Source organism: Stenomitos rutilans (genome assembly GCF_059505485.1).
Genome location: NZ_JCACKR010000116.1, coordinates 220,648 through 246,876, shown reverse-complemented (window position 1 = coordinate 246,876; position 26,229 = coordinate 220,648). Strand labels below are relative to the sequence as shown.

Here is a 26,229-nt window from a genome sequence, read left to right as displayed (position 1 = left end):
TCGAGCTATTGCCTCATCGATGATCTAAAGCAGCCCAACAGTTCTTCATCCTTTAAGGCCAAGACGCTGAGAAACGCGGTCGCTCGATCGCGGAGAAGATGCACGCACTACAGGATAATGATGCTGGACTGTTTTTACGCTCCTGCCTGTTAGCAACAGTGATCTCATGAAGCTCCGTTCGCTCTTTCTCTTTTTGTCTGTCGTTGTCTTGGTGTTGCTGTTGCTCAGTGCTGGCGGCTTCTACTGGTTAGTTGCCAGTAATCCTGCACGTCTGTTAAACGGCGAATTGCAAGCAATTCCTGGTGCAGCGCTGTTTCTACCCAGGCAGGCCCCTGCTATGGTGTCGCTGTTGATCAATCCTGATCAGCTAGAAACGGCTCAAATAGTATTAACTCCACTCGCAAAACGCCGTCAGATGCGAGAAGAGCTAAACCAGTTGAAGCAAAGTCTGCTAGCAACGACAGGGATGGAGTACGAGCGAGATATTCAACCCTGGCTAGGGCAAGAAATTACGCTGGCTGTAACGGCCCTGGATCTGGATTATGATGCAGCGAATGGTCAGCAGCCGGGATATCTGGCTGCGATCGCCACCCAAGATCCGCAAAAATCGCGAGAGTTCCTGGAATTGTTCTGGCAGAAGCGGGCGATTGCAGGAAGCGATCTGGTTTTTGAGCAATACAAAGGGGTGAAGATCATTGCGGCGAACGCTCCAGCGATTGAGCTTGATTCTAAAGCGACTCCACGTAAACCTAAGCCCTCGAACTATCGTTTACAGCTTGAACCGCCAAAACCACCTGCTACTGTAGCTCCCACGCCTACGTTAGCGAGTGCTGCTGTAGGCGATCGATTTATTCTGTTTGCCAACCACCCAAAAGTGCTACGCGAGGCAATCAATAACGTTCAGGCTCCTGACCTCAGTCTTGAGCCAGCAAAGCTCTTTATGCGCGCGATCAAGTCACTAACCCAACCCCGTATCGGACTCACGTTCGTCAACGTACCCAAATTCACTCAGTTTTTAGAGCGTGAGTTTCCGACGAAAAACCCAGGCCAATTGCTAAAAGTGGTGCAGACGACGATCGTGGATGATGAGTCATCTTTGCTGAAGCAAGCTTTAATCGCTGGCTTTACCCTTAGCCCGCAGGGACTCATAGCTGAAACAGCTTTACTTTCCCCTGATGGAGCCGCAACAGCTTTACCATCTCTGTCCCAACCAGTGGGTGCTTTGCAATACATCCCCATCAACAGTTCACTGGTTGCGTCTGGGCAAGACCTCGATCGGCAGTGGTCACAACTTACAAAGGGTCTGGCACCCTATGAAACGGCCTCTCAACTCATTCAGCAGCCGCTACAAGATCTGCAAACTCGCTGGCAGGTTAACCTAACCACAGATGTGTTTAGCTGGGTCAAAGGTGAATATGCTCTGGCTCTGCTGCCTCCAGATAGAATTGGCGCTGATGGTCTGCTGCGTCCCGAATGGATCTTCGCGACTCAACGTCCACAGACAGAAATAGGGCAACAGGCGATCGCGCAGCTTGATGTTCTCGCCCAACAGCATGGCTTAACCGTTGGCCCCTTGACCCTTGGCGATCGCACCGTTTCAGCCTGGACACGTTTAACAGCAGCGGTCAAACGCGCTTCCCAACCACTGAATCTTCAAGCCGAGGTGCAAGGAGTCCATGCATCGGTTGGCAACTATGACCTCTTTACAACGTCCGTTGCTGCAATGGACAGTGCGCTCAAAGCGGTCGATCGTTCACTGTTAAAGCGTGACGCCTTCAAGCAGGCAACCAACTCTCTATTACAGCCCAACAACGGCTACCTGTATCTGGATTGGGCTGCTAGCCAGTCGCTTCTTGAACAACAATTCCCAGTTGTGAAAGTCATTGAGTTAGCAGGCAAGCCGTTCTTTGACCGCTTGCGATCGCTCACCATCAGCAGCTACGGCAGCCAGTCTGGAGTGCAGCGTGGCGGTGCGTTCGTTCAGCTAGAGACAGACTGAAGCCACGGCATCAGTTGGATATCACGTCGGAGGTAAAGCGGGTGCTGCGGTTGTCCCCGCTTCGTGATGCCTAGGCAGTAAACGGGTGTGCGATCGCTCCACAACGCCATTACTGCGCGATCACGTGACTGTAAACAGCCGTCATTGCCCCAGGCCAGCACAATCCGGTCTACTCGCTGTGCCAATTGGGCCAAATAGCGATCGTTCTCATGCCCAACCGGATCGGCCACTTGGCGCAGTTCTTTGGGTTGAGCCGTGCAGTAGGCAAAAAGATTAACCACGTCTAGCGCCCCAAAGCCCCACGATCGCGCAAAGCCCAGACAACGACGAATCGTTGGATCATTCACAACCGCATCGGCCCGACTGGGATTAAGCATCACAAAGCCCACCCTGGCAGCCTGCTCATTCCACGATCGCCAAAGCAAGTAACGGTAGTGCCCAGTCGCATCAAACTCAGCCCCAGTCTGCATGGGTTGATTGAGTAGAAAGAGTTGTGATCTTGCCTGTCAATTGTTAAGCCTCACTCCAAATGCCCTCTTTTGCCTTTTACCTTTTGCCTTCTAACCTCTACCCTCTGCCTTCCCTACCTCTCACCTCGCCAATTCTGTCGTCACTTCATTCACCTGTCTGCGTTTCAGCTCAAGTGTTTCCGTTCGAGGTAGCAAGTCAAAGACCTCACGAAGTTTTGTATCTAGCGTCTCGAAAGGAACAACGCCCGCCTCATCCAGTACCACTTTGCCAGTGGCATCGAATAAAATCGTCTGCGGTACCAACCCTTTGTAGTAATGCCCAGGTTCTGTAGCTGCATAAGTAGTCTTGGTTGGGATGCTATCAACCCGTATAGGTAAGAGATCGGCTGCTTTCCCGTAATAGGCTTGCACTTGCGAAACAACGGCTGTATAAGCCTTGCAATCACTACTGTCATCCAGATACAGCACTAGCATTGCTGGCCGATCGCGCTTTAACGCCTCTCCTAAGGTGAATTTCGGTGGCACCAGCGAACCATTCCCAGCATAAAGGGTGAAAATTTCGCCATCATATCGATCATCCTTCAAGCCTGCCAACGCTGGCGATGCTCCCAGTAAAACCAGGCAGATTACCATCACCAGGATGCCCCCTGATCGTCGCAGCAATCGGTCTAAATCTTTCTGCCATCGAGCAACCGTTTGGCTCCCTGCGATCGTCAAACCTGACCAATGGAATTGCAAAACGCTCATAAACCCTGGCACTTCGATAACATCTCTTTCTCTATTGTCTAGTAAGCGAGGACAGAGGGAAAGGGGAGAGGGCAGAAGGCAGAAGGTGATACCAGTTTTGAGTTTTGAGTTTTGAGTTACAGAAGCCCTGTCCTATCACTCTTTGAGGTTCTTGATCTGTCGCCCAATTAAATGGAAATGGGATGAAAGCTGACCGCTGACCGCTGTAGCTTAGCTTCCCGAAGGGTTAGCTGACTGCTCTTCCACTCAAAACTCAAAACTTAAAACTCAAAACTTCTCCGCTGACCGCAGATAGCGGCCTCAACTCCAAACTAAAGCAAAGTTGTAGCGAGTTTGTGTTAGGGTATGATACAACTGTATGTAGCGACGCTTACAGGGGTCATTCTGGGTCAGGTTGCTGGAAGTTTAGGCTTTGTGGATCATTGCTATAAAGTCGGTAACTATGTGTGAACTCTAAAGTTCTGTCGCTCTTGAATGCGGGCACTTTAGCAAACTAGACCTTTGATACAGTTGGAAACTGACGGAATGTAGGCAATGGGGTCGTGTATGTGAGCTGAGAGCGTTCAATATGCAGAATGATGTGGCAACGATAAAACCAATTCGATCTCTAGAGGACGCGCTGGAACGTTGTCAATCTCTGGGGATGCGGTTGAGCCGTCAACGGCGTTTTATTCTTGAGTTGCTGTGGCAAGAAAAAGAGCACCTGGCAGCTAGAGAAATCTACAATCGGCTCAATCGGCAGGGTAAAGAGATTGGTCACACATCGGTTTATCAAAATCTTGAAGCGCTGTCTGAGCATGGCATTATTGAATGTGTAGAGCGCTCAGACGGACGGCTCTATGGCAACATTAGTGATTCGCATAGCCACGTTAACTGTTTAGACACCGACCAAATCTTAGACGTTCACATTGAGCTACCAGAAGCACTCTTACAGCAGATTGAGCAGCAAACTGGCGTGCGTATTACTGATTACCACATTGACTTTTACGGCTATCGCAACATGCCAGAAACGTAAAAGCTGGAACATGCCTCATAACCCTACTCTCGTCACGTTGGCTCGCTGGATGGCGGGTGAGTTTGATAACCGCGAACAGGCGATCGCAGACTCTGTCTGGTTTGTTCACCTACGCTTGTGGCAACGGCCTGTGCCACTGTTTCGTGAAGATAGTTTGACCCTCTTTGCTGAGCAGGCAAATGTTATCAATCCCGATCAGCCGTATCGTCAGCGTCTCATTCGCCTGATGCAAACCAATGCTTCTCAAGCACCCCTACAAGCGCAGTATTATGCCTTTAAAGATCCATCGGCTGTCAAAGGGGCAGGGTTAAAGCCGGACGTTCTCAACACAATCACTTTGGAGCAAATTGAGTTCTTGCCGGGGTGTCTGCTGCAAATTACCCCACAGTTTGGGGGCGATCGCTTCATCGCACAACCGATGCCAGATTGCCAATGCTTCTTCTCCTACCAGGGCAACAAAGCGCAGGTGCAGCTTGGGTTTGCAGCCAGTCCTGATACCTTTGAAAGCTACGATAAGGGCATTGACATCGTGACGCAGAAGGCAACCTGGGGAGCCGTACTTGGCCCATACCGTTACACTAAGCGGCAAGATTTTGCGGCTGAGTTGGCGATCGACGGTGAGAGTCAATAGATTTTGCAGCCCCTAAACAAACCAATGCGCTTTCAAAGCGGTCAGTCGCCAGCTTTTACTCCCATCAAACCTGTTTCGCTCAAGGATGTTATGACTTATCCCATCACTTCTAAAGAGTGCCAATGAACGCGATCACGGCTACCTGAAAGCGCGATCGCTAGCTGCTCTGCCAGTGTTTCAGCCTTGAGGCGATTGTCCTGATGATAATCACAAACGTGAATATCCACCGTCGCCTGACGGCATTCAAACCAGAGATGCAGCGCGACGTGAGACTCTTCTAACAGCAGCACAGCCGAAACACCCTGCGGCGAAAACGTTGCTGTGGCCTCTGCTACAGCCGTTAAGTCCGCTGCCAAAACACAGTCCTTGAGCAAAGCCAGCAGATCGTCCGTGGTGCTGTGGGCGATCGCCTCTGTGATCGGTAGGATGGCTGAGAAATGGTGCGATCGGATCACGGCTTTACAATGGCATCGAGTAATAGCTTCGCACCCAACCGGACTGGATCGGTGCAGGGCAATTGGGTGTCCTGCTGCACCTGCTCGACCGCTTGTTGCGCCTCATGCGTGGGCAGGTGAGCAGTGTTCAGAGCGATCGCGGCTACCCGTGCAGGGGCAAAGGCTCCTGCGGCCACAGCGACTGTTTCATAAAGTTGCACGACACCAGGAAGGGGCGGAATTGCTACATGTGGGGCATTGCGAATATGGGTTTGCCCCGCACGATGCACCAGTACAAGATGGGTCGGTTGACTACCGCGTATTAAGGGCAGCGTAGCCGTCGAAGCCGGATGGAGCAGAGAACCTTGCCCCTCGATGTGCAAGATGTCGCGATCGTCGCCTGCCTGCATGACCAATTGTTCCACCGCACCTGCCGCAAAATCGACGCGAATCGCATCCAGTGGGATACCGCTACCCGAAATCATCATACCTGTCTGGCCGGAGGCAAGAAATTGCGATCGCAATCCCTGCTTCAGAGAGGCGCGGTGAAGCTCTAGACTGGTAGACATTTTGCCAACGTTCATATCAGTACCGACTGTTAGCACTCGCAGGCAAGGCAGTAACCGAGCCTGTCCCGTACCCACGCTTAAACCAGGTGGTTCTTGCCGCACATCCCAAATCCATTGTCCTGGCTTCAGCAGTGACTGAAGGGTCGGATCACGGTTTAAAGGCGTATGTAAGCCGTTCACAATTGACAGTCCAGCCGCGATCGCCTGCTGCACATTCCGTTGCCAATCCGCAGGCAAAATACCACCCAGAAGCGCAATGCCAATCACCAGCACATCGGGTTTGTACGCCAGGGCTTCCTCCACTGATGCCACGATCGGAACATCTCGCGGAATGCCCGTTAGCTCTGAAATTGATGCACCAGCCGTGGCGCGATCGATGACCGCTACAATCTTGGCTTCGCTATACCGCAGCATCGTCAAACCCGTTTTGCCCTGCGTGCCTTTCACACCTTCATGCAAAAGAATTACGACTCGATCGTTCGGTCTGATCATGCACTCTACTCCGCTAGCTCTCTGATGGCGTTCCTAATCACTCAATTTAAACGACACAGGGGCGCGGTCAACCGCGCCCCTGCATTCCTGTAAGTGTTTAAGATACTCAAGCGTTATTCGTCATCGATATCCATGTCAACATCATCGACATCCACATCATCCACATCATCGCTGATGAGGTCGTCGTCTTCGAGAATGGGCGAGAATGGCTCTGCATCAGCGGCACCCACACCAAAGTTGTCAAAGGTGTAGCTGGGGCGTTCGTCAAAGCTGTCTAGCCCGTAGGAACGAGCGGTGCGATCGTCCAGTACAACATCCTTCAAATCAGCATCATCGTCAAAGACACCAATGCCGTCATAGGACAGGTCAATATCAGGACTGCTCTGCTCTTCATAAGCATTGAAGCCAGTTCCGGCGGGAATCAAGCGTCCAATGATTACGTTTTCCTTCAGACCGCGCAACCAGTCAGATTTACCTTCGATCGCCGCTTCCGTGAGTACCCGTGTGGTTTCCTGGAAGCTGGCTGCCGAAATAAAGCTATCAGTATTCAGCGATGCCTTCGTGATACCTAGCAGCACTGGCGTATACTCGGCAGGCGCACCACCCGTAATCGCCATTGCTTCGTTGACCTGCTCCACCTGATACAGCTCCACTAACTCACCGGGAAGCATGGTCGTGTCACCGCCATCATCCACCCGTGCCTTAGAGGTCATCTGGCGTACCACCACCTCGATATGCTTGTCCGAAATATCAACCCCTTGAGACTGATACACCGACTGCACTTCATTCACCAGGAAGGTTTGCACCATCTGCAAGCTCACCAGAGCCGCATCATGCACCCCATCGGTTTCCCGCCTGTATTTGAAGAAGACCTCCAAAATTTCGTGGGGGTTAGCGGGGCCATCGGTCAGGGGTTCCGCCGCCAGCACTTCCTGCCCGTCGGAAACAATCACGTTTTGTCCCGGCCCAATGAGGTACTCAGCAATCACGCCATCGGTTTCAATCACCTTGACTTTTACCGAATCATCATCGCCGTATACCACCTGAGCCGTTCCAGGTCGCGCTGCCAGTACACAGGCTTCTTTCGGTTTACGCGCTTCAAGTAGTTCTTCAATCCGAGGTAGACCCTGGATGATATCCCCTGTCTTTGTGCGCTCAAACACCAGAATCACCAGGTTGTCACCCCGTTGCACCAGATCGCCATCGTCAATGTGCAGCACCGCTCCAGGCGAGACTCGATACGGACGGGCATGCCGAAGCGTGACCTCAGCATTGCCAACGCTTACAACCTGACCAGACTCTTGTAAGGTGACCCCAGAAGCAATCTCAGATCCCGCCACTAGCAGATCGCCAACATTTACCGTTGGTGCTTTGCCTTTGGTTGTCACAGTCAACATATCCGCAGCGCGGACGACAAGAATCCGACGAATGGCTTCAGCCGCTTCTCGAATCCCCTGCACTTCACCCGCTTCTTTACAGAGAATTTCCGTCCGAGCCACCACAGCACCCGGTGCAATTTGATCACTATCTTTGACCAGAACACGAGTTCGCGTTGGCCCCTGGGTGGGATCAGCCGCAATGTCTCGACGGATTACCAGTGATTCGAGAATCACCAGTTGGAGCCGCATCGTTTCAGGGTCAGTTTCGTCTGGCACCAACTCAATATCAGCCGCCAGTTGAGGGGTATCTTGCCCAATCTCCAGCACAAGCTGGATCTTCAGCAGTTCCAACCCTTCCACGGATTTGACGCGCTCGCCATCTTTGTAAGGTAGGCGTTGCACGGCCCGCAGGCGGATCGATCGCCCCGATTCCTCGTTGGTCGAGTCCTGACTGGGCACTGAAGGCTCATCTGGCACCGCAAATTCAGTCACTGGACGCAGCAACATCGCTGGCCCTTCAGGGGTTTCAACGTATTCGGCGTAGCGCAGTTCGTCTACGGTTAGCCCTGCCATCACCGTCTGACCGGGATTTACCAAGATGCTTTCTTTCGTGATGAGGTCATCCAGGTTATCCACCATATGCAGATCGCCTGGTTTAATCACGATTTCACGCAAAATGTCGTTTTTCTGAGTAACTTCAACAACCCCATTGCTTTGGCAGAAGATGTCTTTAACAACTTCGGTACCCGCTTCGACGTACTGTCCGTCTTCCACCATCAGCAGTGAGATGTCCTTGTTGACTTCGTGAGCCTCTTCAGGAATCCACAGCAGTGTGCCGCCTTTCACTACTTCGTATCCTTGCTTTGCCTTGCCGCGCTTGGCAACTTCGACCCCAGAGTATTTGATAATGCCGCCTGTCTGCGTCCGATAATGGTCATCGATTAGCTCCGCAACCACCTGGTTGTTGGTCACTTTGGTGCCGGGAGTTGCTTTGAGCGAGAAAAGCTGATTGTGCTGGGTCTCAATCAGGTAGTGATCGCGTCCCTGGTAGCTTTCAGCCCGTACTTTAGCTTCATCCAGTAGGACGGATGCCGTGATAATTTCCACTTCCCGTCCGCCTTTACCATCGGCATCAGCAGGGAGACGCACCACTCCGCCGTGTTCCGTCACCAGCTTCGTTTCCGCAATGACTCCGTTGGCATCAATGCGATCGCCGTTCTTGACGACTGGCTCGGCCCCAGGGGGCAGGTTGTACACTTCACCTGATCGAATCCAGACCAGACCACCGCGTTGTGCGATGCGGGTCGTGTTCCCCTGACGGTCTTTTTTCTCTTCTGGTACCAGGTCGGCAAAGCGCACTTCCCCTGCCATATCAGAAGCTACGTCTTTAGCCGCTTTCTCAGTGGTCTTGCGCGCGCGTCCGGTCAGTGGCACTTCTGCCAGAATCTGGCCTTCTTTCACCTTTTGACCATCCTTCACCAGGAGCGTTGCGCCCTGTAGCACAGAGAAGGACTGCTGACGACCATCCTTCGAGTCGAGCGTCAGCTTTGAGTTTGCGTCAACTGACTCAACGGTGTAGGCATCTTCCCCGTGGCGGGTACGATAGGGGCGAGTCCGCAGTTTCTTCGGAAACTTCAGCGTGCCGTCAAACTGAGCTTTTTCTTGCCGCGCCATCTCACCTGTGAATACGCCACCCGTGTGGAACGTCCGCATGGTGAGCTGAGTGCCCGGTTCACCGATCGACTGAGCCGCGATAATCCCTACCGCTTCCCCGATATCGACCATATGGGCGTGGGCCAAACTCCAGCCATAGCAGTGCTGACAGACCGATCGCGTCGCTTCGCAGGTTAGCGGCGATCGCACCATTACTTCTTCAAGCTTTGCCTTGCCGATTCGCTCAGCCAGGTCATCCGTAATCGCCTCATTTCGCGCCACGATGACATCACCCGTGACTGGATCGACCATAGCTTCGGCTGCCACCCGACCCAACAGGCGATTTTTTAAGGGAATAAGGACGCGATCGCCGTCCATCATGCTTCGTACCGGAATGCCGCGTTGAGTGCCGCAATCCAGTTCGCGAATGATGACATCCTGAGAAACGTCTACCAGACGGCGAGTCAGATAGCCAGAGTCTGCCGTTCGGAGTGCTGTGTCTACCAGACCCTTACGTGCACCGTAAGACGAGATGATATACTCCGTCACCGTCAGCCCTTCACGGAAGTTGGTTTTAATGGGCAAGTCAATAATTTCACCCTGAGGATCGGCCATCAAGCCCCGCATCCCTACCAACTGACGCACCTGGGAGATATTCCCCCGTGCCCCTGAGAAGGCCATCATATAAACCGAGTTGAGAGGATTATTGGATCGAAAGTGGCGTACCACCTCGTCTTTCAACTCTTCACTGGCACCATTCCAGGTATCAATAACTTTTTGAAACCGCTCAACTTCAGTAATTTCGCCGCGAGTGTAGCGTTCTTCCGTTGCTCGAATCGTTTCTTCAGCAGCATCCAGCAGTTTGCGCTTGGTCGGAGGTATTTGCAAGTCATCCACACTAATGGAAACCCCTGCTCTGGTGGCATAGCGGAACCCCAGATCCTTCAGCAAATCTGCCATCTGAGCTGTACGAGCCGATCCGTGTGTGGTAAATGCCCAGGAGATCAACTTTCTGAGCTGCCCTTTATCCACCACACGATTACGAAACACTGGTTGGTTATTTTGCTCTACCATGAGTTACCCCGCTCCCATGAATGAAGTTCAGACGCTAGAGCATTGTCGGCATCACCGCTCAACTCCAACGTCGCTAATCTATAACTGCCCTAAACTGCCAAAGCATCCTGGATCGCTTTGTTGTAGATGATCCGTCCTGGCGTGGTTTGAATGTACTGAGAAATCAAATTGCCATCTGCGTCGTAGCGCGATCGGCGGAATTTGTAGATCTTGGTTACCGCACCATCCTCAGCTTTCAGCTCTTCAACGATGTCTGTATCGGCTTCATCTGTCTCAACATCACCATCAAAGCGCACCCAGACGTGATCATGAATCTCGACTTGTTTCTGTTCGTAAGCCGTAATCGCGTCATCTAAGCTGGAGAAGTAGCGATACGTCCCTTTGCTTGCACCTGGGTTTTCTGCCGTCAGATAGTAGCAGCCCAACACCATATCCTGGCTAGGCGTAATAATCGGACGACCTGTGGCAGGCGACAGAATGTTATTAGAGGCAAGCATGAGTAAGCGAGCTTCTGCCTGCGATTCGATCGACAGCGGCACGTGTACAGCCATCTGGTCGCCGTCAAAGTCTGCGTTAAAGGCTGGGCAAACCAGAGGATGAAGCTGAATTGCACGACCCTCAACGAGGATCGGCTCGAAGGCTTGAATCCCCAAACGGTGCAGCGTGGGTGCCCGGTTGAGCAGAACGGGATGCCCGTCAATCACTTCTTCCAGCACATCCCAAACGGTTGGATCATTCCGTTGAATCAACTTCTTCGCCGCCTTGATGTTGTTCACCAGACCCTGACGAATGAGCCGATGGATCACAAAGGGTTGGAAGAGTTCGATCGCCATTTCTCTGGGCAACCCGCACTGATGGATTTTCAGCTTGGGACCGACCACAATGACCGATCGGCCAGAGTAATCTACCCGCTTACCCAACAAGTTCTGGCGAAACCGCCCCTGCTTTCCTTCAATAATGTCAGACAGAGATTTCAACGGACGATTGTTCGCACCCACAACGGTACGCCCCCGACGACCGTTATCAATCAGCGCATCTACCGCCTCTTGCAGCATCCGCTTCTCATTCCGAACAATAATTTCAGGAGCCAGAATTTCCTGCAAGCGGGCCAAACGGTTGTTGCGGTTAATCACTCGACGATACAAATCATTCAAGTCAGAGGTCGCAAACCGTCCACCGTCCAACTGCACCATTGGGCGAAGATCCGGCGGAATGACTGGAATAACCGACAGCACCATCCAATCGGGCTGGGAACCCGTGGCAATGAAGTTATCGATCACCCGCAGGCGCTTAATGAGCTTGGCCCGCTTCTGCCCCTTGGATGTCGCAATTTCTTCCCGAAGTTGTTCAGCGACTTTTTCGAGATCAAGGTCTTGAAGCAATCGTTGCAAGGCTTCAGCACCAATACCGACTTCAATACCTGATAACTTTGAGTCTTCGCTATATAGCTCGTCCTCAATCTCAATCCACTGGTCTTCCGTCAGCAGTTGCTTGTAGGTCAAGTTCTCGGCGTTACCGGGATCTAGCACCACGTAGGCATTGAAGTAAACAATTTGCTCCACGTCTCGCAACGGCATATCCAGCAAAATTGCCATGTAGCTGGGGATGCCTTTGAGGTACCAAACGTGGGCCACTGGAGCCGCCAGCTTGATATAGCCCATGCGATGCCGTCGCACGCGCGATTCAGTGACTTCGACACCACAACGTTCGCAGACAATGCCCCGATGACGTACCCGCTTATACTTCCCGCAGTGGCATTCCCAGTCCTTTGCAGGGCCAAAAATGCGTTCGCAGAACAAGCCATCCATTTCAGGCTTTAGCGTGCGGTAGTTAATCGTTTCCGGCTTGGTCACTTCACCGACCACTTGTCCATTCGGCAAGGTGCGTTCGCCCCACTGACGAATTCGCTCTGGAGATGCCAGACCAATCTTCACGTAGTCAAACCGCTGCTCTAGTTTTGGCATCGTGTCTTTCCCTCTTTAACTGTGGCGGCAAAAATTTTACGCATACGGGAGAACGAGTATAGGGGTTGGGGGGTAACGGGAAACCTGTGTACATGTACCCGATACCCTGTCCCCAATACCCTAGTTACTATTCGTCACTCTCATCCATCTCATCTCTGGAGATCGATTCATAGGTAGGTCGAGAAGGCGCACGTCGGCTGCTGACATCTGCCATTAGATCTACTTCGCTGTCACGGCTGGTACCGTCTTCGCGAGTATCGAGCTTATGCACCGCCACGTCGAGACAGAGCGATTGCAGTTCCCGCATCAGCACCTTAAAGGACTCAGGCGTACCGGGTCGGGGAATCGCTTTGCCTTTGACGATCGCATTCAGCGCTTCGTTGCGACCCTGCATGTCATCCGATTTAACGGTCAACAGTTCTTGCAAGGTATAGGCCGCACCAAAGGCTTCCAGTGCCCATACTTCCATCTCACCAAAGCGCTGACCACCCTGCTGTGCTTTACCACCGAGAGGTTGCTGCGTCACCAATGAGTAAGGGCCTGTCGAACGGGCATGGATCTTGTCATCCACCAAGTGCACCAGCTTCAGCATGTAGGCTTTGCCCACTGTAATTGGGCGATCGAAGGCTTCGCCTGTACGTCCGTCATAAACCAGCGTCTTACCAGCATTGTCTGGTTCAAACAGCCAGTCTTTCGCCAGAATCTCACTGGCCTCATTCAGCTTGCCGTGAACGGTTTCGCGCGATTTTTCCTCACCGTGCATTTCGTCGAACGGAACGACCTTAAACCGGACATCCAGATTTTCACCAGCCCATCCCAGTAAGCACTCGTAGACCTGGCCCACATTCATCCGAGACGGCACACCGAGAGGATTCAGCACAATATCGACGGGTGTACCATCGGGGAGATACGGCATGTCTTCAGTGGGTAGAATGCGGGAAATAATGCCCTTATTGCCGTGACGACCTGCCATTTTGTCGCCAACCTGAATCTTGCGCTTCTGTGCCACGTAAACGCGCACAACCATATTGGCTCCGGGTGGCAGTTCATCCCCTTGCTCACGCGTAAAGACACGCACATCCACGACGCGACCTTTCTCACCGTTCGGCACGCGCAAAGAGTTATCGCGCACGTCTCTGGCTTTCTCGCCGAAGATGGCACGCAGCAGTTTTTCTTCCGGTGGCTGGTCTGATTCCCCTTTAGGAGTAACCTTGCCCACCAGGATGTCACCCGCTTCCACCCAAGCCCCGATGCGAATAATCCCCGTTTCATCCAACTGACGGAGAGAATCTTCACCAACGTTGGGTATTTCACGGGTGATTTCTTCGGGGCCAAGCTTGGTTTGGCGTGCCTCAATCTCAAATTTTTCGATGTGGATTGAGGTGTACGTATCGTTAGAAACCAGTCGTTCGCAAATCAGGATGGCATCTTCATAGTTGTAGCCTTCCCAGGGCATATAAGCGACCAGAATATTTTGTCCCAGTGCCAATTCGCCCTTCTCGGTCGCCGAGCCATCCGCCAAGACCTGACCTGTCACCACTTTGTCGCCCACAAAGACGATCGGGCGTTGGTTCAAGCAGGTGTCCTGGTTAGAACGCTGATACTTTTGCAGTTGATACTCAATTTCTCGACCTTCAGGACTCTTAACCCGCAGGCGATCGGCAGACACATAGGTCACTTCGCCATCGGTACGGCTCACAATCACCATCCCAGAGTCACGCGCGGCCTGTGCTTCTAAGCCGGTACCCACTAGAGGACGCTCAGGACGCAAGAGGGGTACTGCTTGACGCTGCATGTTTGAACCCATGAGCGCCCGGTTTGCATCATCGTGCTCCAAGAACGGAATCAACGAGGTTGCCACCGAAATGATCTGCACAGGTGAAACCGCGACATAATCCACTTCATCCCGTGTGGTGGTCGTGAACTCTTGACGATACCGCACAGGCACCGTTTCACCCAGAATGTTGCCATCCTCATCCATCGTGACATCGCCTGCCGCCACGCGCAGATCGTCCTCTTCGTCAGCCGTCATATATAGAGGAGGGCGATCTTTAATGACCCGCCCATTTTCTACCGGGTAGAAGGGCGTTTCAATGAAGCCGTAGGCATTCACCCGTGCATGAGTTGCAAGAGAACCAATCAACCCTGCGTTCGGGCCTTCTGGCGTTTCGATCGGGCAAATGCGACCGTAGTGAGACGGATGAATATCTCGGACGGCAAAGCCTGCACGTTCCCGTGTGAGACCGCCGGGGCCAAGGGCGCTGAGGCGACGCTTATGCGTCAACTCTGCCAGTGGATTCGTTTGATCCATGAACTGAGACAACTGCGAGGATCCGAAGAATTCCTTAATCGCGGCTACCAATGGCTTGGGGTTCACCAACGATGCAGGGGTGAGCGATTCAGCATCCGAAACCGTCATCCGCTCTCGAATGATGCGCTCTAAACGGTTAAGGCCCACACGCACCTGGTTCTGGAGCAATTCACCCACCGATCGCACGCGACGATTGCCCAGATGGTCGATATCGTCAATGCTGCCAATGTCAAATTCCAGGTTGATGAGATAGTCGATCGCCGCCAAAATATCCTGCGGGGTTAACACGCGGGTCGGCTCTGGCACATTCAGGCGCAGCTTTTTATTGAGCTTGTAGCGACCCACCTTTCCCAGGTCATACCGCTTGGGATCGAAAAAGCGAGAATCGAGCAACTGCTGACCACCCGACACCGTTGGCGGCTCACCGGGACGCAGCTTACGATACAGCTCCATCAGCGCTTCTTCTTCGCCGAACTGCCCTTCTTTCTCGATCGTTTTCTGGAAGTATTCAGGGTGGCGCAGGGCATCAAAAATTTCGCCATCGCTTAGGCCAAGCGCTTTCAACAACACTTGCGCTGACAGCTTGCGCGTTTTGTCAATCCGCACCCACACCAAGTCGTTTTTATCCGTTTCAAACTTCAACCAAGCGCCCCGGTTAGGAATCAGGCTGGCGTTGTAGGTACGACGACCATTCTTGTCGGTTTCTGACTTGTAGTACACGCCAGGGCTGCGGACGATCTGGTTGACGATCACGCGCTCAGCACCATTGATAATAAAGGTGCCGCGATCGGTCATCAGCGGCAAATCGCCAATGAATACTTCCTGTTCCTTAATTTCACCCGTCTCTTTATTGATCAGGCGAGTGGGGACATACATCTGCACCGCGTAAGTGCTGTCCCGCCGTTTCGCCTCATCCACGTCATACTTGGGACGTTTCAGCTTATAGTCTTTGCCCAGGAAGTGAAGTTCCAGCTTACCCGTGTAGTCTGTAATGGGAGAAAAGCTATCGAGTTCTTCGATCAATCCTTCTTCTAGAAACCAACGGAAGCTAGCCCGCTGAATTTCAACCAGGTCTGGTAACGTAAAGGCGGGGGGGGTATAGGTCTGCTCAGTCATGCGTCTCCTCGAAGGGGTCACGCCCAGCGCGAATCCCAGATTTTACGTGGTTTGTACAAAAACGTCAATACAAAATGCCTGGATTCCAACAAGAACCCAAGAGACAGCGTATTCAATTAAATAGACAGTTGGCAGTTCAGAGGAATCTCCAATGATGGGTAAGCAATAGACGCGGTTTGTGCATCATTCATTAAAGGTTTCAAGCACTAGACTTTTCAGACGATCAACCGAGGAGTACCCGTTCACACGTGGTTGCTCCGACAGAAGAACCGATGCATTGGAGAGCGGAAAGATTTTAAGCGGGTAAGGCAAGTCACGAATTCAATATACAAACCCTCATTCATTATGGCGCAGAGAACCTTGTTTTGTGTGGTAAGCAATAGCAAAATTTTTAAACCCAGTCAACAGTGCCATGACGAATTCTGCAAAGCTCCGCTCCAGCAGGCGGAACTGATATCGTGAGCTAGCCACCCGCAGCGACCGGATCGGGCAATGGCAGGCCAAACAGCCGACAAGCATTTTGAGTCGTTTGCGCCGCCAACGCCTCTAAAGGCACTCCCCGTAGCTGGGCCACGTGCGCTGCCACGTGCTGAACGTAAGCAGGCTCATTGCGCTTACCCCGTTGAGGCACAGGAGCTAAGAAGGGGCAATCTGTCTCAATGAGCAAGCGATCGCTGGGCACCATTTGGGCCGCTTGATGAATTTGCGTCGCTTTCGGAAACGTGACCGTACCGCTGAAGCTAATCAAAAAGCCCAGATCAAGAAACCATTGCGTTTCTTCAGGCGTCCCTCCCCAGCAGTGCATCACCCCGCTGACAGCACCGTGCTGGTTCCAAAAGCTTTTCAGAAGCACCGCCATCGGCTCAGCGGCCTCTCGACAGTGGATGATGACCGGAAGATGCAACTGCTGAGCAATCTTCAATTGGGCCTCAAAAGCGGCCCGTTGCTGCTCAACATTGCTCGCCTTGAAAAAATCTAAGCCCGTCTCACCAATTGCCACCACCCGTCGATCGGACTGGGCCAACGCTAAAATTTCAGCGGTAGAGGCACCCGTCCACTTCTCCTCAACGTCCAATGGATGAAGCCCAACCGCAAAGAAAAGCTCTGGAAAGCGATCGGCTAGCGACTGAATCACCGGAAATTCTGACGGCTCGACGCACGAATGTACCAGACGAGCAACTCCCACCGAACGCCAGCGAGATGCAACCGCATCTAGATCCGGCTGAAAAGAGTCGAAGTTAATGTGTACATGAGTATCAATCAACTGCATGAAACGTAAATCAGGAGGTGACTAAAGAAAGGACAACAGCCGAGAATCGGCAGATGCCATTGACACCGAGAACCTAATCTTCAAGAAGCTGACCGAGCTGGCTCATGCTTTCTCAGTGCACGCGCAATGAGCGACTTTTTGCGAGCACCTGTATTTGAATGCAACGCACCGCGCTTAACGGCCTTATCGATCTTGCTGTAAGCCGCTGCCTGTGTCTTTTGCACCTCTTGCTCTAATTCAGAGGTAGGACTGGCTGCATACTTACTCACTGCGGCAAGATATTTCTTCGTCAGCGTCTTCACGGCTGACTTATAGCTTTTATTACGCAGGCGATTGCGCTCAGCGATTTCAACGCGCTTAATGGCAGACTTAATATTAGCCACAGTTAAATCCCGAAAACCCTTCTATTGAATATAAATGACGCAAGCGTATCAAACGCTAGACAAATAACTATAGCATCTCCTTTTCAGGATAGCGTGATCCCCAAAAAATACAGGTTAAGCTAGAGTAGCGAATACAGATGCATCGATCATCCATCCTTTTCCGAGATGCCGATTGGCCTCTGTTTTCACAAGGCAATCTCTTAAGTCTGGCACCCCTACTCCATGCTGCGAATCATCACTCAGCGGGCTGAGGCACGAACTGAATTGCGACGGATCTGCGATCGCATCCACGATGATCAGGTCGTTCACAAAGAAGCGACGGTACGAGAAGTGCTTCAGGCTGTGAAGCGCCAGGGTGACCGGGCCGTACTGCATTATACTGCCGAATTCGATCGGCTTACCCTTAAGCCTGACGAACTGCGCGTTAGCGGGTCTGAACTTGATGCCGCCTATCAGCAGGTGTCTAAAGACCTATTGGATGCGATTCGGCTCGCTTGTCGCAGAGTTGAAGCCTTTCATCGTCAACGCATACCTAAAAGTTGGGTGCAGTTTGAAGAGGATGAGGTGGTGCTGGGCAAGCGTTACACCCCGGTTGACTGTGCAGGGCTTTATGTACCTGGTGGGCAGGCTGCTTACCCTAGCACCGTTTTGATGAACGCGATACCAGCAAAGGTGGCAAACGTCCCTCGAATTGTGATGGTGACGCCGCCGAGTGCTGAGAAAACGATTCACCCAGCCGTGCTGGTCGCGGCACAAGAAGCTGGGGTTGAAGAAATCTATCGCGTGGGTGGCGCACAGGCGATCGCGTCGCTTGCTTACGGAACGGAAACTATTCCGAAAGTGGATGTAATCACAGGCCCCGGCAATATTTACGTCACGCTTGCCAAAAAGCTAGTTTATGGCACTGTGGGGATCGATTCCCTAGCTGGGCCATCGGAAGTGCTGATTATTGCAGACAAGGCGGCAAATCCATCACACGTCGCGGCTGATATGCTGGCGCAGGCAGAACATGACCAAATGGCGGCAGCTATCTTGTTGACTGATGATTCCGTGCTAGCGCGCAAAGTGGTTGACGAAGTGGAACGCCAGTTGATTGACCACCCGCGACGGCTGCTGACTGAGAAGGCGATCGCGCACTACGGGCTTGTCGTGGTCGTGGAATCGCTGGCTGATGCGGCGGAACTGTCTAACGAGTTTGCGCCCGAACACTTAGAGCTTGAAATTGCCGATCCCTGGGGCTTGCTGGAAAAGATTCGTCATGCAGGTGCAATCTTCCTAGGCTGCTCTACACCTGAAGCGGTGGGAGACTATTTGGCAGGACCAAACCATACTTTGCCAACGTCCGGCTCGGCACGCTATGCATCGGCCCTGAGTGTTGAAACCTTTATGAAGCACTCAAGCCTTGTGCAATATTCCCAGACAGCGTTACAAAAAGTGGCAGGCGCGATCGATGTTCTTGCTAGTGCAGAAGGGTTGCATTCTCATGCGGCCTCTGTCCGCTACCGGATGCGGGGTAATCTTAACCCAGACGTTTAGCGCTAGTTGACTGACCAATCAATCTTTGGGCAATTACCTGTCCCGCCTTGCACTAGACGTGTGGGCTAGAAATTACGTGCTCCCTTATAACCAGACACATTGGCAAGATCTAATAAATCCTGTGTTCCCTCGTAGGTCTTACCCTTGATTTTCCAGGTTGGATAGCCTTCGATCTTTGCGGCTTTGCAGAGAGCAGGTCGAGCATTTTTGCCGCCTTCAGCACATTCGACATAGGGCAGTTGAGCCACTGCCTTTTTGCCAAAAAGCTGGAGTTGCTCGTGGCAGTGAGGACACCAATAAGCCCCATACATTTTGGCTCCTATGCTCTTGAGGTGTTTTGCCAGCGCGATCGCGGCAGCACTGGAGGACGTCGTTACGGGAGGAGCCGTTGCGTTGGCTTGAGCGCTAACTTGCGCGATCGGGGTCTCTTGAGCTTGCATGCCCATACGAGCATCATCGTTTATTCTTGATGGCGCGATACCGATTGCAAGTCCTACCCCTGCGCCAGCTAAGGCGACCGCAATTCCAATCGCATAAACTAATTTCATAAAAGAAGCCTCGACTCTTAACACTCACTTCAACGGACGTAATCTAACTCTATCGTGACTGTAAAAGAAACTGTCGCAGCCGCAGTAGACTAGCCGTCTGACCCAGATTGAGCGGCAAAAGCGAGATACCTTCTAAGCGAGATTGCACCCAGCCATCGCCCCAATACCATTCATGAAAGCCATCAATACCTTTACTCAAAAGTAGCCGCAGACAATTTGTCTCTACCTGTTCGACCACTTGATGAATCGAGATCGGCCCGACCCAAGTGGTAAACGTTACCCCTGGTTGAAGTTGTTCAGTCAACCCCCGGTCTAAGCGCAAAGGCGACAACCACTGCTGCAATTTAACTGAGTCCGTCAAGCTCTGCCGTAACGCCTGCTCCGACGCGTCTACTTCAATTCGGAGGCTACTTTGCTGAAAGGTACCAAGCATAGGGAAGGGGCGATCGCAGAAAGAACTCCTTTAGTATGCCAAACATCGTGAAAGCGAACCTTTGCATATACATTTCAGAGGGACAAAACCGTTGAAATCGGCTATATCGCCCTGCCCTCGATCGCAGCTTAATCAGTCGCGATCGACCGATCCTGACTTTCCACCTATTGACCTCTAATTGTTTAGCCTCCAGCATCTTAGAATAGGTGAAGAGGACTATTAAGAAACGTAAGGAATTTTCATGGCTGATCAGCTCATTCGCGCAACCGCAGCCGGGGGAGGAATTCGAGCCGTAGGAGCCATTACCACCCGCCTCACCGAAGAGGCAAGACGTCGGCACAATCTTTCCTATGTTGCCACTGCCGCCTTAGGGCGCACTATGACTGCTGGGCTACTCCTTGCCTCAAGCATGAAGCGGGCCGAGTCGAGAGTCAACATTCGTATTCGGGGCAACGGCCCTCTAGGTGGCATTTTGGTCGATGCTGGCTTGGATGGTACAGTACGCGGCTACGTAGATAAGCCTGGGGTTGAACTGCCTCCCAACGCGAAAGGGAAGCTGGATGTTGGTGGCGCGGTCGGACAGGAGGGATATGTTTACGTTGTGCGGGATGTCGGCTATGGCTACCCCTACTCCAGCACCGTTGAACTGGTTTCAGGTGAAATTGGCGATGATTTAACGCACTATCTAGTCACATCTGAACAAACACCCTCAGCGCTCGTCGTGGGAGTATTTGTTGAAGGAAATGGCGTCACGGCATCCGGCGGGTTGCTGATTCAAGTCCTGCCCAAAGCAGCCAGCGACGAAGCTCTGGTCGAACTGTTGGAAACCCGGATTTCGTCGCTCTCAGGGTTTACCCCATTATTGCAAGAGGGCAAAACGCTGACCGACATTTTCGAGCAACTTCTGGGTGATCTAGGGCTAGAGATTTTGCCAGAAGTGCAGCTTGTACGGTTTCACTGCCGCTGCTCATTCGATCGCGCTCTTGGTGCACTCAAACTGTTCAGCACGACTGAGCTACAGGACATGATCGACAAAGATAACGGTGCAGAAGCCATTTGTGACTTCTGCGGCAACGTTTATCGGGCCAGCAGCGACGAACTCGCTCAAATCATTGACGATCGTCAAGCAGAATCGTCACAGGGCTAATCTACCTTCGGCAAACGAGGGGCTGTCATCAATGACTCATACATATGGCTTGCAGCAAGGTTCCAGCCCCTAGTCTCGTTTGTTAGGACGGTCGTGATGATGCCGATATCTCAGGTTTCTGAGCGTAATTGATGACGTGCCCTAGCCGCAGGCAAAATTTAGCTCGAATGTTAGCTACCGTGAAGGAAGATGTCAGTTGAGAATGGCACTATTCAAACTAAAGGTCTGATTTCTCACTGCGTTCCAGGCAATCTTGTGCGCTTTTGCTTCCTCGCCGTACCATTGAATAGCGCAGTTGAACGCAACCCGGTAGAGGTTTTGCGATGCTTCTGAGAGACGATCGCGAACACCACTAGGCAACTCTTGATTCGATACGTAAGACATGACGATTACCCCGTACTTAGCAAATGGGATAATGGCATGATAATTCGTCGCAAAAAATTGCACACTATCTTTAGACTGAATCCTGTCCTTAAAGTGGAGAACTCAGTCCAGCGAACGTTAAGGAGATCACTTTGATTACTAGCAGCTTGAATACAACTAAGTCAGAAGAAATTTTTGCCGCCGCTCAAAAGCTCATGCCAGGAGGCGTCAGTTCTCCTGTGCGTGCCTTTAAGTCGGTTGGGGGGCAACCGATCGTGTTTGACCATGTTAAGGGGGCCTACGCTTGGGATGTAGATGGCAACCGCTACATCGACTACATCGGCACTTGGGGGCCTGCGATTTGCGGTCATGCTCATCCTGCTGTGCTGAAAGCCCTACACGATGCTCTTGAGAAAGGTACTAGCTTTGGTGCTCCCTCCAGCCTGGAAAATGTTCTGGCAGAAATGGTCATCGATGCGGTGCCTAGCATTGAAATGGTGCGCTTTGTCAATTCTGGCACTGAAGCCTGCATGTCGGTACTACGCCTGATGCGTGCCTTCACTGGGCGGGAGAAGATTATCAAATTTGAAGGGTGCTATCACGGGCATGCCGATATGTTTCTGGTCAAAGCCGGATCGGGCGTTGCAACGCTGGGATTGCCGGACTCCCCTGGCGTGCCGAAATCGACTACCGACAATACGCTTACGGCTCCTTTTAATAACCTTGAAGCGGTTAAAGCCCTGTTTGAAGCCAACCCCGGCGCGATCGCAGGAGTCATTTTAGAACCGATCGTGGGCAATGCTGGCTTTATTCCACCCGATGCGGGCTTTCTACCAGGGCTACAGGAAATTGCCCGTGAACATGATGCCCTCCTGGTGTTTGATGAAGTCATGACGGGCTTCCGCATTGCCTATGGTGGCGCTCAGGAAAAATTTGGCATTACGCCAGACCTGACGACCCTCGGTAAGATCATTGGCGGTGGCCTACCCGTCGGTGCCTACGGCGGACGACGAGACATTATGGCAATGGTTGCCCCTGCTGGCCCAATGTATCAGGCAGGTACCTTATCGGGAAATCCGCTGGCAATGACGGCAGGCATCAAAACACTAGAGCTACTGCGCCAGCCAGGTACCTACGATCAACTCGATCGCCTGACAAAGCGTCTAGCAACAGGACTGTTAGATATCGCTAACGAAACAGGACATGCGGCCTGCGGTGGACAAATCAGCGGAATGTTCGGCTTTTTCTTCACAGAAGGCCCGGTGCACAATTACGAAGATGCGAAGCAGTCCGACCTGAATAAGTTCAGCCGCTTCCACCGTGGCATGCTAGAGCGCGGTATTTATTTAGCGCCGTCTCAGTTTGAAGCAGGCTTTACATCGCTAGCGCATACCGATGAAGACGTTGATTACACGTTAGAGGCTGCTAGAGCGGTACTGTCAAGTCTCTAGAAATTATTGGAGTAGGGGCGCGTTACACCTGGTGTCCCTACTCTAATTGGGTAATGAGACCATCACCCTCGACTCTCAGTTGCCGTCCACGCCAATAGACACCCTGACCAAACGCACCCATCAACCAGACGAAAAGATTTAACGCATCCCGCAGTGGCAATGCCCAGAGCCATATAGTTAGGCGCGGACACTTCATGCTCGAAATGGCTATCCACACTTGAGCATAGCGGACTACAAAAGTGGCTAAGCTGAGCGCGATCGCCCAATTCGCAAAGCCTGCTAGCACAAGCAGCGGCAAACAGTAGACCGTGCCGTAGCAAAACACCATGCTGTAATACTGGGCACCACGATTGAACCGGATCGTTCTTGCCCAACGGAGTTCTCGCCGAAAGACCTGGGCGATGCCTTCATGCCCGGTGTCAGATTCCAGCACGTAGCGGGACAGTTCAATGCGGTAGCCTGCTTGAGCGGCTCGTTTACCCAGATTATAGTCAGAACCAATGCGGTTAAAGTGCAGCCCGCCAAAACTAGCCAGCGTTGCTTTGCGGGTCGCGATCGTTGCTCCAACCGCACATCGCAAGCCTCGATCGAGCGTACGGGCAATCAGCAGACTAGGAATAAAGTCAAAGCAACGACCAAACGATGCGATCGCAGCCCCTAATGATTGAGGGTGATAGCCAATAAAGGCACAGGTCACTAATCCCACTTTTTCATCTGCTAAGGGAGTCGTGACAGTTTGAATATAGTTTGCATGAACGCGAATATCGCTATCAGCAAAGATAATCAATTCGTGACGGGATTCTTCTAACAAATAACTGAGATTACTGTCTTTGTAGTTAATGCCGCGTGGCTTAAGTCCGTAGAACAAACGTGCGCGATCGGCGTAGGTTTCAACCACCTGCTTTAATATCGGGATCGCTGGATCTTGTGGATCTGTTACCCCAAACAAGACTTCATACGTGGGATAGGCTTGCAGGCAAAACGATGACCAGTTATCCCATGCCCCCGCATCCAGTCCGCAGACAGGAACAAGGATTGAAACAGGCGGCTTGACTGTCTGTGGAGTGCTAGCAGCGCTGGCAGTGGGCACAAAGAACTGGTGAGTAAAGACAGCACACGTGAGATAGAAGGCGATCGAGCTGCCGATTAAAAAGACAAGCAAAAATTCCAGAAGCGTAATCATCGTTCCTTGGCGTTTAACGCAATCAGCAGGGATCTGGGTCAGCTTAAGAGGATGTAAAGCAAGTGAGTGAGAGCGCTATTTAGCTCAGGTTACACCCGTTCAAATAGGTCATCCATTCAAAGGTCACGGCCCATTTAAGAAACAGCATCGAAAGAACAGCGGCTTATGCTTGGTTGAAAGAATAAACGTCTAGACACTTTAAAAGGTAGACGGTACAAAGCAGCGTGTCATCAAAAACCCTTTTGACACAAACAATACCGCTTGTACACACGTTTGACTACATCAGCTATGCCATCTTTTCTGAAGGTTTACGGCTGCAAAAGTTCACCACAAGAAGGGCAGACAAAACGTTGCCTCATCGTGCTGGTTTAGTCTAGTGCATTTAATCGTGACTCATGGTCTTGAAAGGATTCAATCTGCCCATAGTTCAGTTTTAGAACTCGATCGCCCAAGTGAAAGTAGTGGTCATCGTGGCTGATCACCAGCACTGTTTTTCCTTGTTGTCGCAATTGGGGCAAAAACTCTCGATAAAACAGGTCTTTAAACGTTGGGTCTTGATCTGCCGCCCATTCGTCAAATACATAAAGCGGACGGTTCTCCAAATAGGCGGTGAGTAACGTCAGTCGCTTGCGCTGACCTTGAGACAGGGCCGTTGTCGAAAGCTTACCCTCAACAACCTTGACTTTGTGATCGAGGCGTAAACGTTTGAGATAGCGCTGTGCCTGTGCATCCAGATCGGTCTGATCTAAACCCAATAAGCGATCGAACAAATAGAAATCGGCAAAGACGACTGAAAAATGCTGACGATACCACTCCTGATGCTCGGCATCAATGACCTGTTCCTCCAGGTAAACCTCACCACCTTCGGGTCGGTACAGCCCTGTAATGAGCTTTGCTAGCGTCGATTTGCCACTGCCGTTGCCGCCCACAATAAAGACGATTTCACCTTGATGTAGGGTCAGGTTGATCGGCCCCAGCACAAAGTAAGCATCCTCTTGATCGGTCTGATAGGTATACGTAACCCTTTTCAGCGTTAACGTTTTCCAGTGTTGGCGAACAGGCTGTGGCACGGTAAGCGCCTCTGCCCGGCTGGCAAGGGATAAGCCCAGCGAATCAATTTTATCGAGAGCGATGCCAGCGCGACTCAAGGTTGGCAACTGGTTCACCAACCGATCCATCGGCAGCATGAGATAGGTGAACGTCAGCACGTACCCTGAAACAGTTTGAGGGTTCAGCGTCATGAATTTGGGCAGCGCAAACAGCACAAACCCGACCGCAAAGAAAAAGATGAGCTTGCCCCAGCTAGCGGTCATGGCAAACATCGTCAATCCGCGCACGCTAAAGCGGCGAAAGGCGGCTGCCGTTGGCTGCAAGTCTTCTTGTAGAAAAGCCTGTCGCCGCCAGTAATGCAATTTCAGTTCCTTGGTGCCTTCTGTAACGGTACGAAAATGCCGAAACAGATGATCCTGCTCTTCGCGGGCACGCGCCAGCAGTCTCTTGCCTCGTCTTAACAACCAGGTGCAACTGCTGAGCGCCGCGATCGTCAACCCTACAACCAGGAAAAAAACTTGCCAAGAAAGCCACGCAATGTAAACCAAACACCCTGCAACCGTGGCGAGATCAATGCAAAGAAAAGGCACCAGCCGCACGGCATCGGTTACGGCTTGCACATCATCGGTTAACGTCGCAAGAATGCGCGGTGCGCCCAATTTTTCTAAATGGGCCAGTTCAGATGCAAGCAGTTGACGGCTGAGGCTTAGCCGCAGTTGAAACACAGCATCTTGCGCTAACTGAATCAACATCAGTTGCGAAATTACGCTGGTCACTAGGGCAATCAGCGCTAAGCCTACAAACACCCAGGCGATCGCGGTCAGTGACTGAAACGACCCTTGACCGAGCGATCGGCTGATCAGCGCAATCAAACTCGCTGTGCTACCACCGCTTAAAAAGCCCGTTAAGATGGCGATCGTCACCATCCACCAGGAAGAACGTAATAGAAAAACAACTAAACTCATGCACCAGGTAGAGACAGCGAAATTAATCAGAGAGGGTTAACGGTTA

The 26,229-nt window shown here is 52.0% G+C and carries 20 protein-coding genes; 6 read left to right on the top strand and 14 right to left on the bottom strand.

Annotated features, from left to right (window positions below; all coding sequences use genetic code 11):
* The first annotated feature begins 166 nt into the window (after nucleotides 1–166).
* A complete protein-coding gene (locus AC5JLP_RS24915; protein ID WP_496070530.1) occupies nucleotides 167–1,999 on the top strand; it encodes a DUF3352 domain-containing protein in 1,833 nt (610 codons plus the stop codon).
* Here the strand turns inward: AC5JLP_RS24915 and AC5JLP_RS24910 are convergent.
* Together AC5JLP_RS24910 and AC5JLP_RS24905 are read right to left on the bottom strand one after the other, a co-directional pair.
* On the bottom strand, nucleotides 1,981–2,469 hold the full coding sequence (locus AC5JLP_RS24910) for a DUF1643 domain-containing protein (RefSeq protein ID WP_496070529.1): 489 nt from the start codon (nucleotides 2,467–2,469) through the stop codon (nucleotides 1,981–1,983). The two genes, AC5JLP_RS24915 and AC5JLP_RS24910, sit on opposite strands and share 19 nt — an antisense overlap.
* 120 nt (nucleotides 2,470–2,589) lie before the next feature.
* Nucleotides 2,590–3,216, bottom strand: a complete 627-nt coding sequence (locus tag AC5JLP_RS24905) for a thylakoid membrane photosystem I accumulation factor (RefSeq protein ID WP_496070528.1) — start codon at nucleotides 3,214–3,216, stop codon at nucleotides 2,590–2,592.
* Between the two features lie 580 nt (nucleotides 3,217–3,796).
* On the opposite strand from AC5JLP_RS24905, the gene AC5JLP_RS24900 reads away from it, so the two are divergent.
* Nucleotides 3,797–4,231: a Fur family transcriptional regulator gene (locus AC5JLP_RS24900; protein WP_496070527.1), complete on the top strand. Its 435-nt coding sequence runs from the start codon at nucleotides 3,797–3,799 to the stop codon at nucleotides 4,229–4,231.
* Nucleotides 4,232–4,241: 10 nt separating this feature from the next.
* Nucleotides 4,242–4,862: a chromophore lyase CpcT/CpeT gene (locus AC5JLP_RS24895; protein WP_496070526.1), complete on the top strand. Its 621-nt coding sequence runs from the start codon at nucleotides 4,242–4,244 to the stop codon at nucleotides 4,860–4,862.
* 95 nt (nucleotides 4,863–4,957) lie between these two features.
* Here the strand turns inward: AC5JLP_RS24895 and AC5JLP_RS24890 are convergent, their stop codons facing one another.
* From AC5JLP_RS24890 to rpsT, 7 genes are all read right to left on the bottom strand, one after another.
* Nucleotides 4,958–5,317, bottom strand: coding sequence for an S-adenosylmethionine decarboxylase family protein (locus AC5JLP_RS24890; protein WP_496070525.1), 360 nt, complete (start codon nucleotides 5,315–5,317; stop codon nucleotides 4,958–4,960).
* Nucleotides 5,314–6,357 carry an N-acetyltransferase DgcN family protein gene (locus tag AC5JLP_RS24885; RefSeq protein WP_496070524.1) on the bottom strand — a complete coding sequence of 348 codons (1,044 nt, stop codon included), beginning with the start codon at nucleotides 6,355–6,357 and terminating at the stop codon, nucleotides 5,314–5,316. Before AC5JLP_RS24885 ends, AC5JLP_RS24890 begins: the two co-directional genes overlap by 4 nt.
* 113 nt (nucleotides 6,358–6,470) lie before the next feature.
* Nucleotides 6,471–10,463 (bottom strand): DNA-directed RNA polymerase subunit beta', encoded by a 3,993-nt coding sequence (locus AC5JLP_RS24880; protein WP_496070523.1) that lies wholly within the window; start codon nucleotides 10,461–10,463, stop codon nucleotides 6,471–6,473.
* Nucleotides 10,464–10,552: 89 nt separating this feature from the next.
* Entirely contained in the window at nucleotides 10,553–12,427 is a 1,875-nt protein-coding gene (locus tag AC5JLP_RS24875) for a DNA-directed RNA polymerase subunit gamma (protein WP_496070522.1), read from the bottom strand.
* A gap of 127 nt (nucleotides 12,428–12,554) precedes the next feature.
* Entirely contained in the window at nucleotides 12,555–15,854 is a 3,300-nt protein-coding gene (rpoB, locus tag AC5JLP_RS24870; protein WP_496070521.1) for a DNA-directed RNA polymerase subunit beta, read from the bottom strand.
* Between the two features lie 463 nt (nucleotides 15,855–16,317).
* A complete protein-coding gene (locus AC5JLP_RS24865; RefSeq protein WP_496070520.1) occupies nucleotides 16,318–17,124 on the bottom strand; it encodes a TatD family hydrolase in 807 nt (268 codons plus the stop codon).
* Between the two features lie 80 nt (nucleotides 17,125–17,204).
* A complete protein-coding gene (rpsT, locus tag AC5JLP_RS24860; RefSeq protein ID WP_496070519.1) occupies nucleotides 17,205–17,507 on the bottom strand; it encodes a 30S ribosomal protein S20 in 303 nt (100 codons plus the stop codon).
* A gap of 222 nt (nucleotides 17,508–17,729) precedes the next feature.
* Between rpsT and hisD the strand changes: the two genes are divergently transcribed.
* On the top strand, nucleotides 17,730–19,043 hold the full coding sequence (gene hisD, locus AC5JLP_RS24855; RefSeq protein ID WP_496070518.1) for a histidinol dehydrogenase: 1,314 nt from the start codon (nucleotides 17,730–17,732) through the stop codon (nucleotides 19,041–19,043).
* 65 nt (nucleotides 19,044–19,108) lie between these two features.
* On the opposite strand, the gene AC5JLP_RS24850 is transcribed toward hisD, so the two are convergent.
* Nucleotides 19,109–19,591 carry a thioredoxin domain-containing protein gene (locus AC5JLP_RS24850; protein WP_496070517.1) on the bottom strand — a complete coding sequence of 161 codons (483 nt, stop codon included), beginning with the start codon at nucleotides 19,589–19,591 and terminating at the stop codon, nucleotides 19,109–19,111.
* 49 nt (nucleotides 19,592–19,640) lie between these two features.
* A complete protein-coding gene (locus tag AC5JLP_RS24845) occupies nucleotides 19,641–20,024 on the bottom strand; it encodes a hypothetical protein (protein WP_496070516.1) in 384 nt (127 codons plus the stop codon).
* A 241-nt stretch (nucleotides 20,025–20,265) separates the two neighbouring features.
* On the opposite strand from AC5JLP_RS24845, the gene hslO reads away from it, so the two are divergent.
* On the top strand, nucleotides 20,266–21,171 hold the full coding sequence (gene hslO / locus AC5JLP_RS24840) for an Hsp33 family molecular chaperone HslO (RefSeq protein ID WP_496070515.1): 906 nt from the start codon (nucleotides 20,266–20,268) through the stop codon (nucleotides 21,169–21,171).
* Nucleotides 21,172–21,363: 192 nt separating this feature from the next.
* Here hslO and AC5JLP_RS24835 read toward each other — a convergent pair whose 3' ends face one another.
* Nucleotides 21,364–21,555, bottom strand: coding sequence for a ChaB family protein (locus AC5JLP_RS24835; RefSeq protein WP_496070514.1), 192 nt, complete (start codon nucleotides 21,553–21,555; stop codon nucleotides 21,364–21,366).
* Nucleotides 21,556–21,686: 131 nt separating this feature from the next.
* Here AC5JLP_RS24835 and hemL point away from each other — a divergent pair, with 131 nt between their 5' ends.
* Entirely contained in the window at nucleotides 21,687–22,985 is a 1,299-nt protein-coding gene (gene hemL / locus AC5JLP_RS24830; protein ID WP_496070513.1) for a glutamate-1-semialdehyde 2,1-aminomutase, read from the top strand.
* Nucleotides 22,986–23,022: 37 nt separating this feature from the next.
* On the opposite strand, the gene AC5JLP_RS24825 is transcribed toward hemL, so the two are convergent.
* Together AC5JLP_RS24825 and AC5JLP_RS24820 are read right to left on the bottom strand one after the other, a co-directional pair.
* The gene (locus AC5JLP_RS24825) at nucleotides 23,023–24,168 is read right to left on the bottom strand and encodes a glycosyltransferase (RefSeq protein WP_496070512.1); all 1,146 of its coding nucleotides are present in this window, start codon (nucleotides 24,166–24,168) and stop codon (nucleotides 23,023–23,025) included.
* Between the two features lie 368 nt (nucleotides 24,169–24,536).
* Nucleotides 24,537–26,183 (bottom strand): cyclic peptide export ABC transporter, encoded by a 1,647-nt coding sequence (locus AC5JLP_RS24820; protein WP_496070511.1) that lies wholly within the window; start codon nucleotides 26,181–26,183, stop codon nucleotides 24,537–24,539.
* Nucleotides 26,184–26,229: the final 46 nt, after the last annotated feature.

What these genes read in the sequence shown, in the direction of transcription:
- AC5JLP_RS24915 (WP_496070530.1), top strand. Translation starts at nt 167, where the DNA reads ATGAAGCTCCGTTCGCTCTTTCTCTTTTTGTCTGTCGTTGTCTTGGTG.
- AC5JLP_RS24910 (WP_496070529.1), bottom strand. Translation starts at nt 2,469, where the DNA reads ATGCAGACTGGGGCTGAGTTTGATGCGACTGGGCACTACCGTTACTTG.
- AC5JLP_RS24905 (WP_496070528.1), bottom strand. Translation starts at nt 3,216, where the DNA reads ATGAGCGTTTTGCAATTCCATTGGTCAGGTTTGACGATCGCAGGGAGC.
- AC5JLP_RS24895 (WP_496070526.1), top strand. Translation starts at nt 4,242, where the DNA reads ATGCCTCATAACCCTACTCTCGTCACGTTGGCTCGCTGGATGGCGGGT.
- AC5JLP_RS24885 (WP_496070524.1), bottom strand. Translation starts at nt 6,357, where the DNA reads ATGATCAGACCGAACGATCGAGTCGTAATTCTTTTGCATGAAGGTGTG.
- AC5JLP_RS24880 (WP_496070523.1), bottom strand. Translation starts at nt 10,463, where the DNA reads ATGGTAGAGCAAAATAACCAACCAGTGTTTCGTAATCGTGTGGTGGAT.
- AC5JLP_RS24875 (WP_496070522.1), bottom strand. Translation starts at nt 12,427, where the DNA reads ATGCCAAAACTAGAGCAGCGGTTTGACTACGTGAAGATTGGTCTGGCA.
- rpoB (WP_496070521.1), bottom strand. Translation starts at nt 15,854, where the DNA reads ATGACTGAGCAGACCTATACCCCCCCCGCCTTTACGTTACCAGACCTG.
- AC5JLP_RS24865 (WP_496070520.1), bottom strand. Translation starts at nt 17,124, where the DNA reads ATGCAGTTGATTGATACTCATGTACACATTAACTTCGACTCTTTTCAG.
- hisD (WP_496070518.1), top strand. Translation starts at nt 17,730, where the DNA reads ATGCTGCGAATCATCACTCAGCGGGCTGAGGCACGAACTGAATTGCGA.
- AC5JLP_RS24850 (WP_496070517.1), bottom strand. Translation starts at nt 19,591, where the DNA reads ATGAAATTAGTTTATGCGATTGGAATTGCGGTCGCCTTAGCTGGCGCA.
- AC5JLP_RS24845 (WP_496070516.1), bottom strand. Translation starts at nt 20,024, where the DNA reads ATGCTTGGTACCTTTCAGCAAAGTAGCCTCCGAATTGAAGTAGACGCG.
- hslO (WP_496070515.1), top strand. Translation starts at nt 20,266, where the DNA reads ATGGCTGATCAGCTCATTCGCGCAACCGCAGCCGGGGGAGGAATTCGA.
- AC5JLP_RS24835 (WP_496070514.1), bottom strand. Translation starts at nt 21,555, where the DNA reads ATGTCTTACGTATCGAATCAAGAGTTGCCTAGTGGTGTTCGCGATCGT.
- AC5JLP_RS24825 (WP_496070512.1), bottom strand. Translation starts at nt 24,168, where the DNA reads ATGATTACGCTTCTGGAATTTTTGCTTGTCTTTTTAATCGGCAGCTCG.
- AC5JLP_RS24820 (WP_496070511.1), bottom strand. Translation starts at nt 26,183, where the DNA reads ATGAGTTTAGTTGTTTTTCTATTACGTTCTTCCTGGTGGATGGTGACG.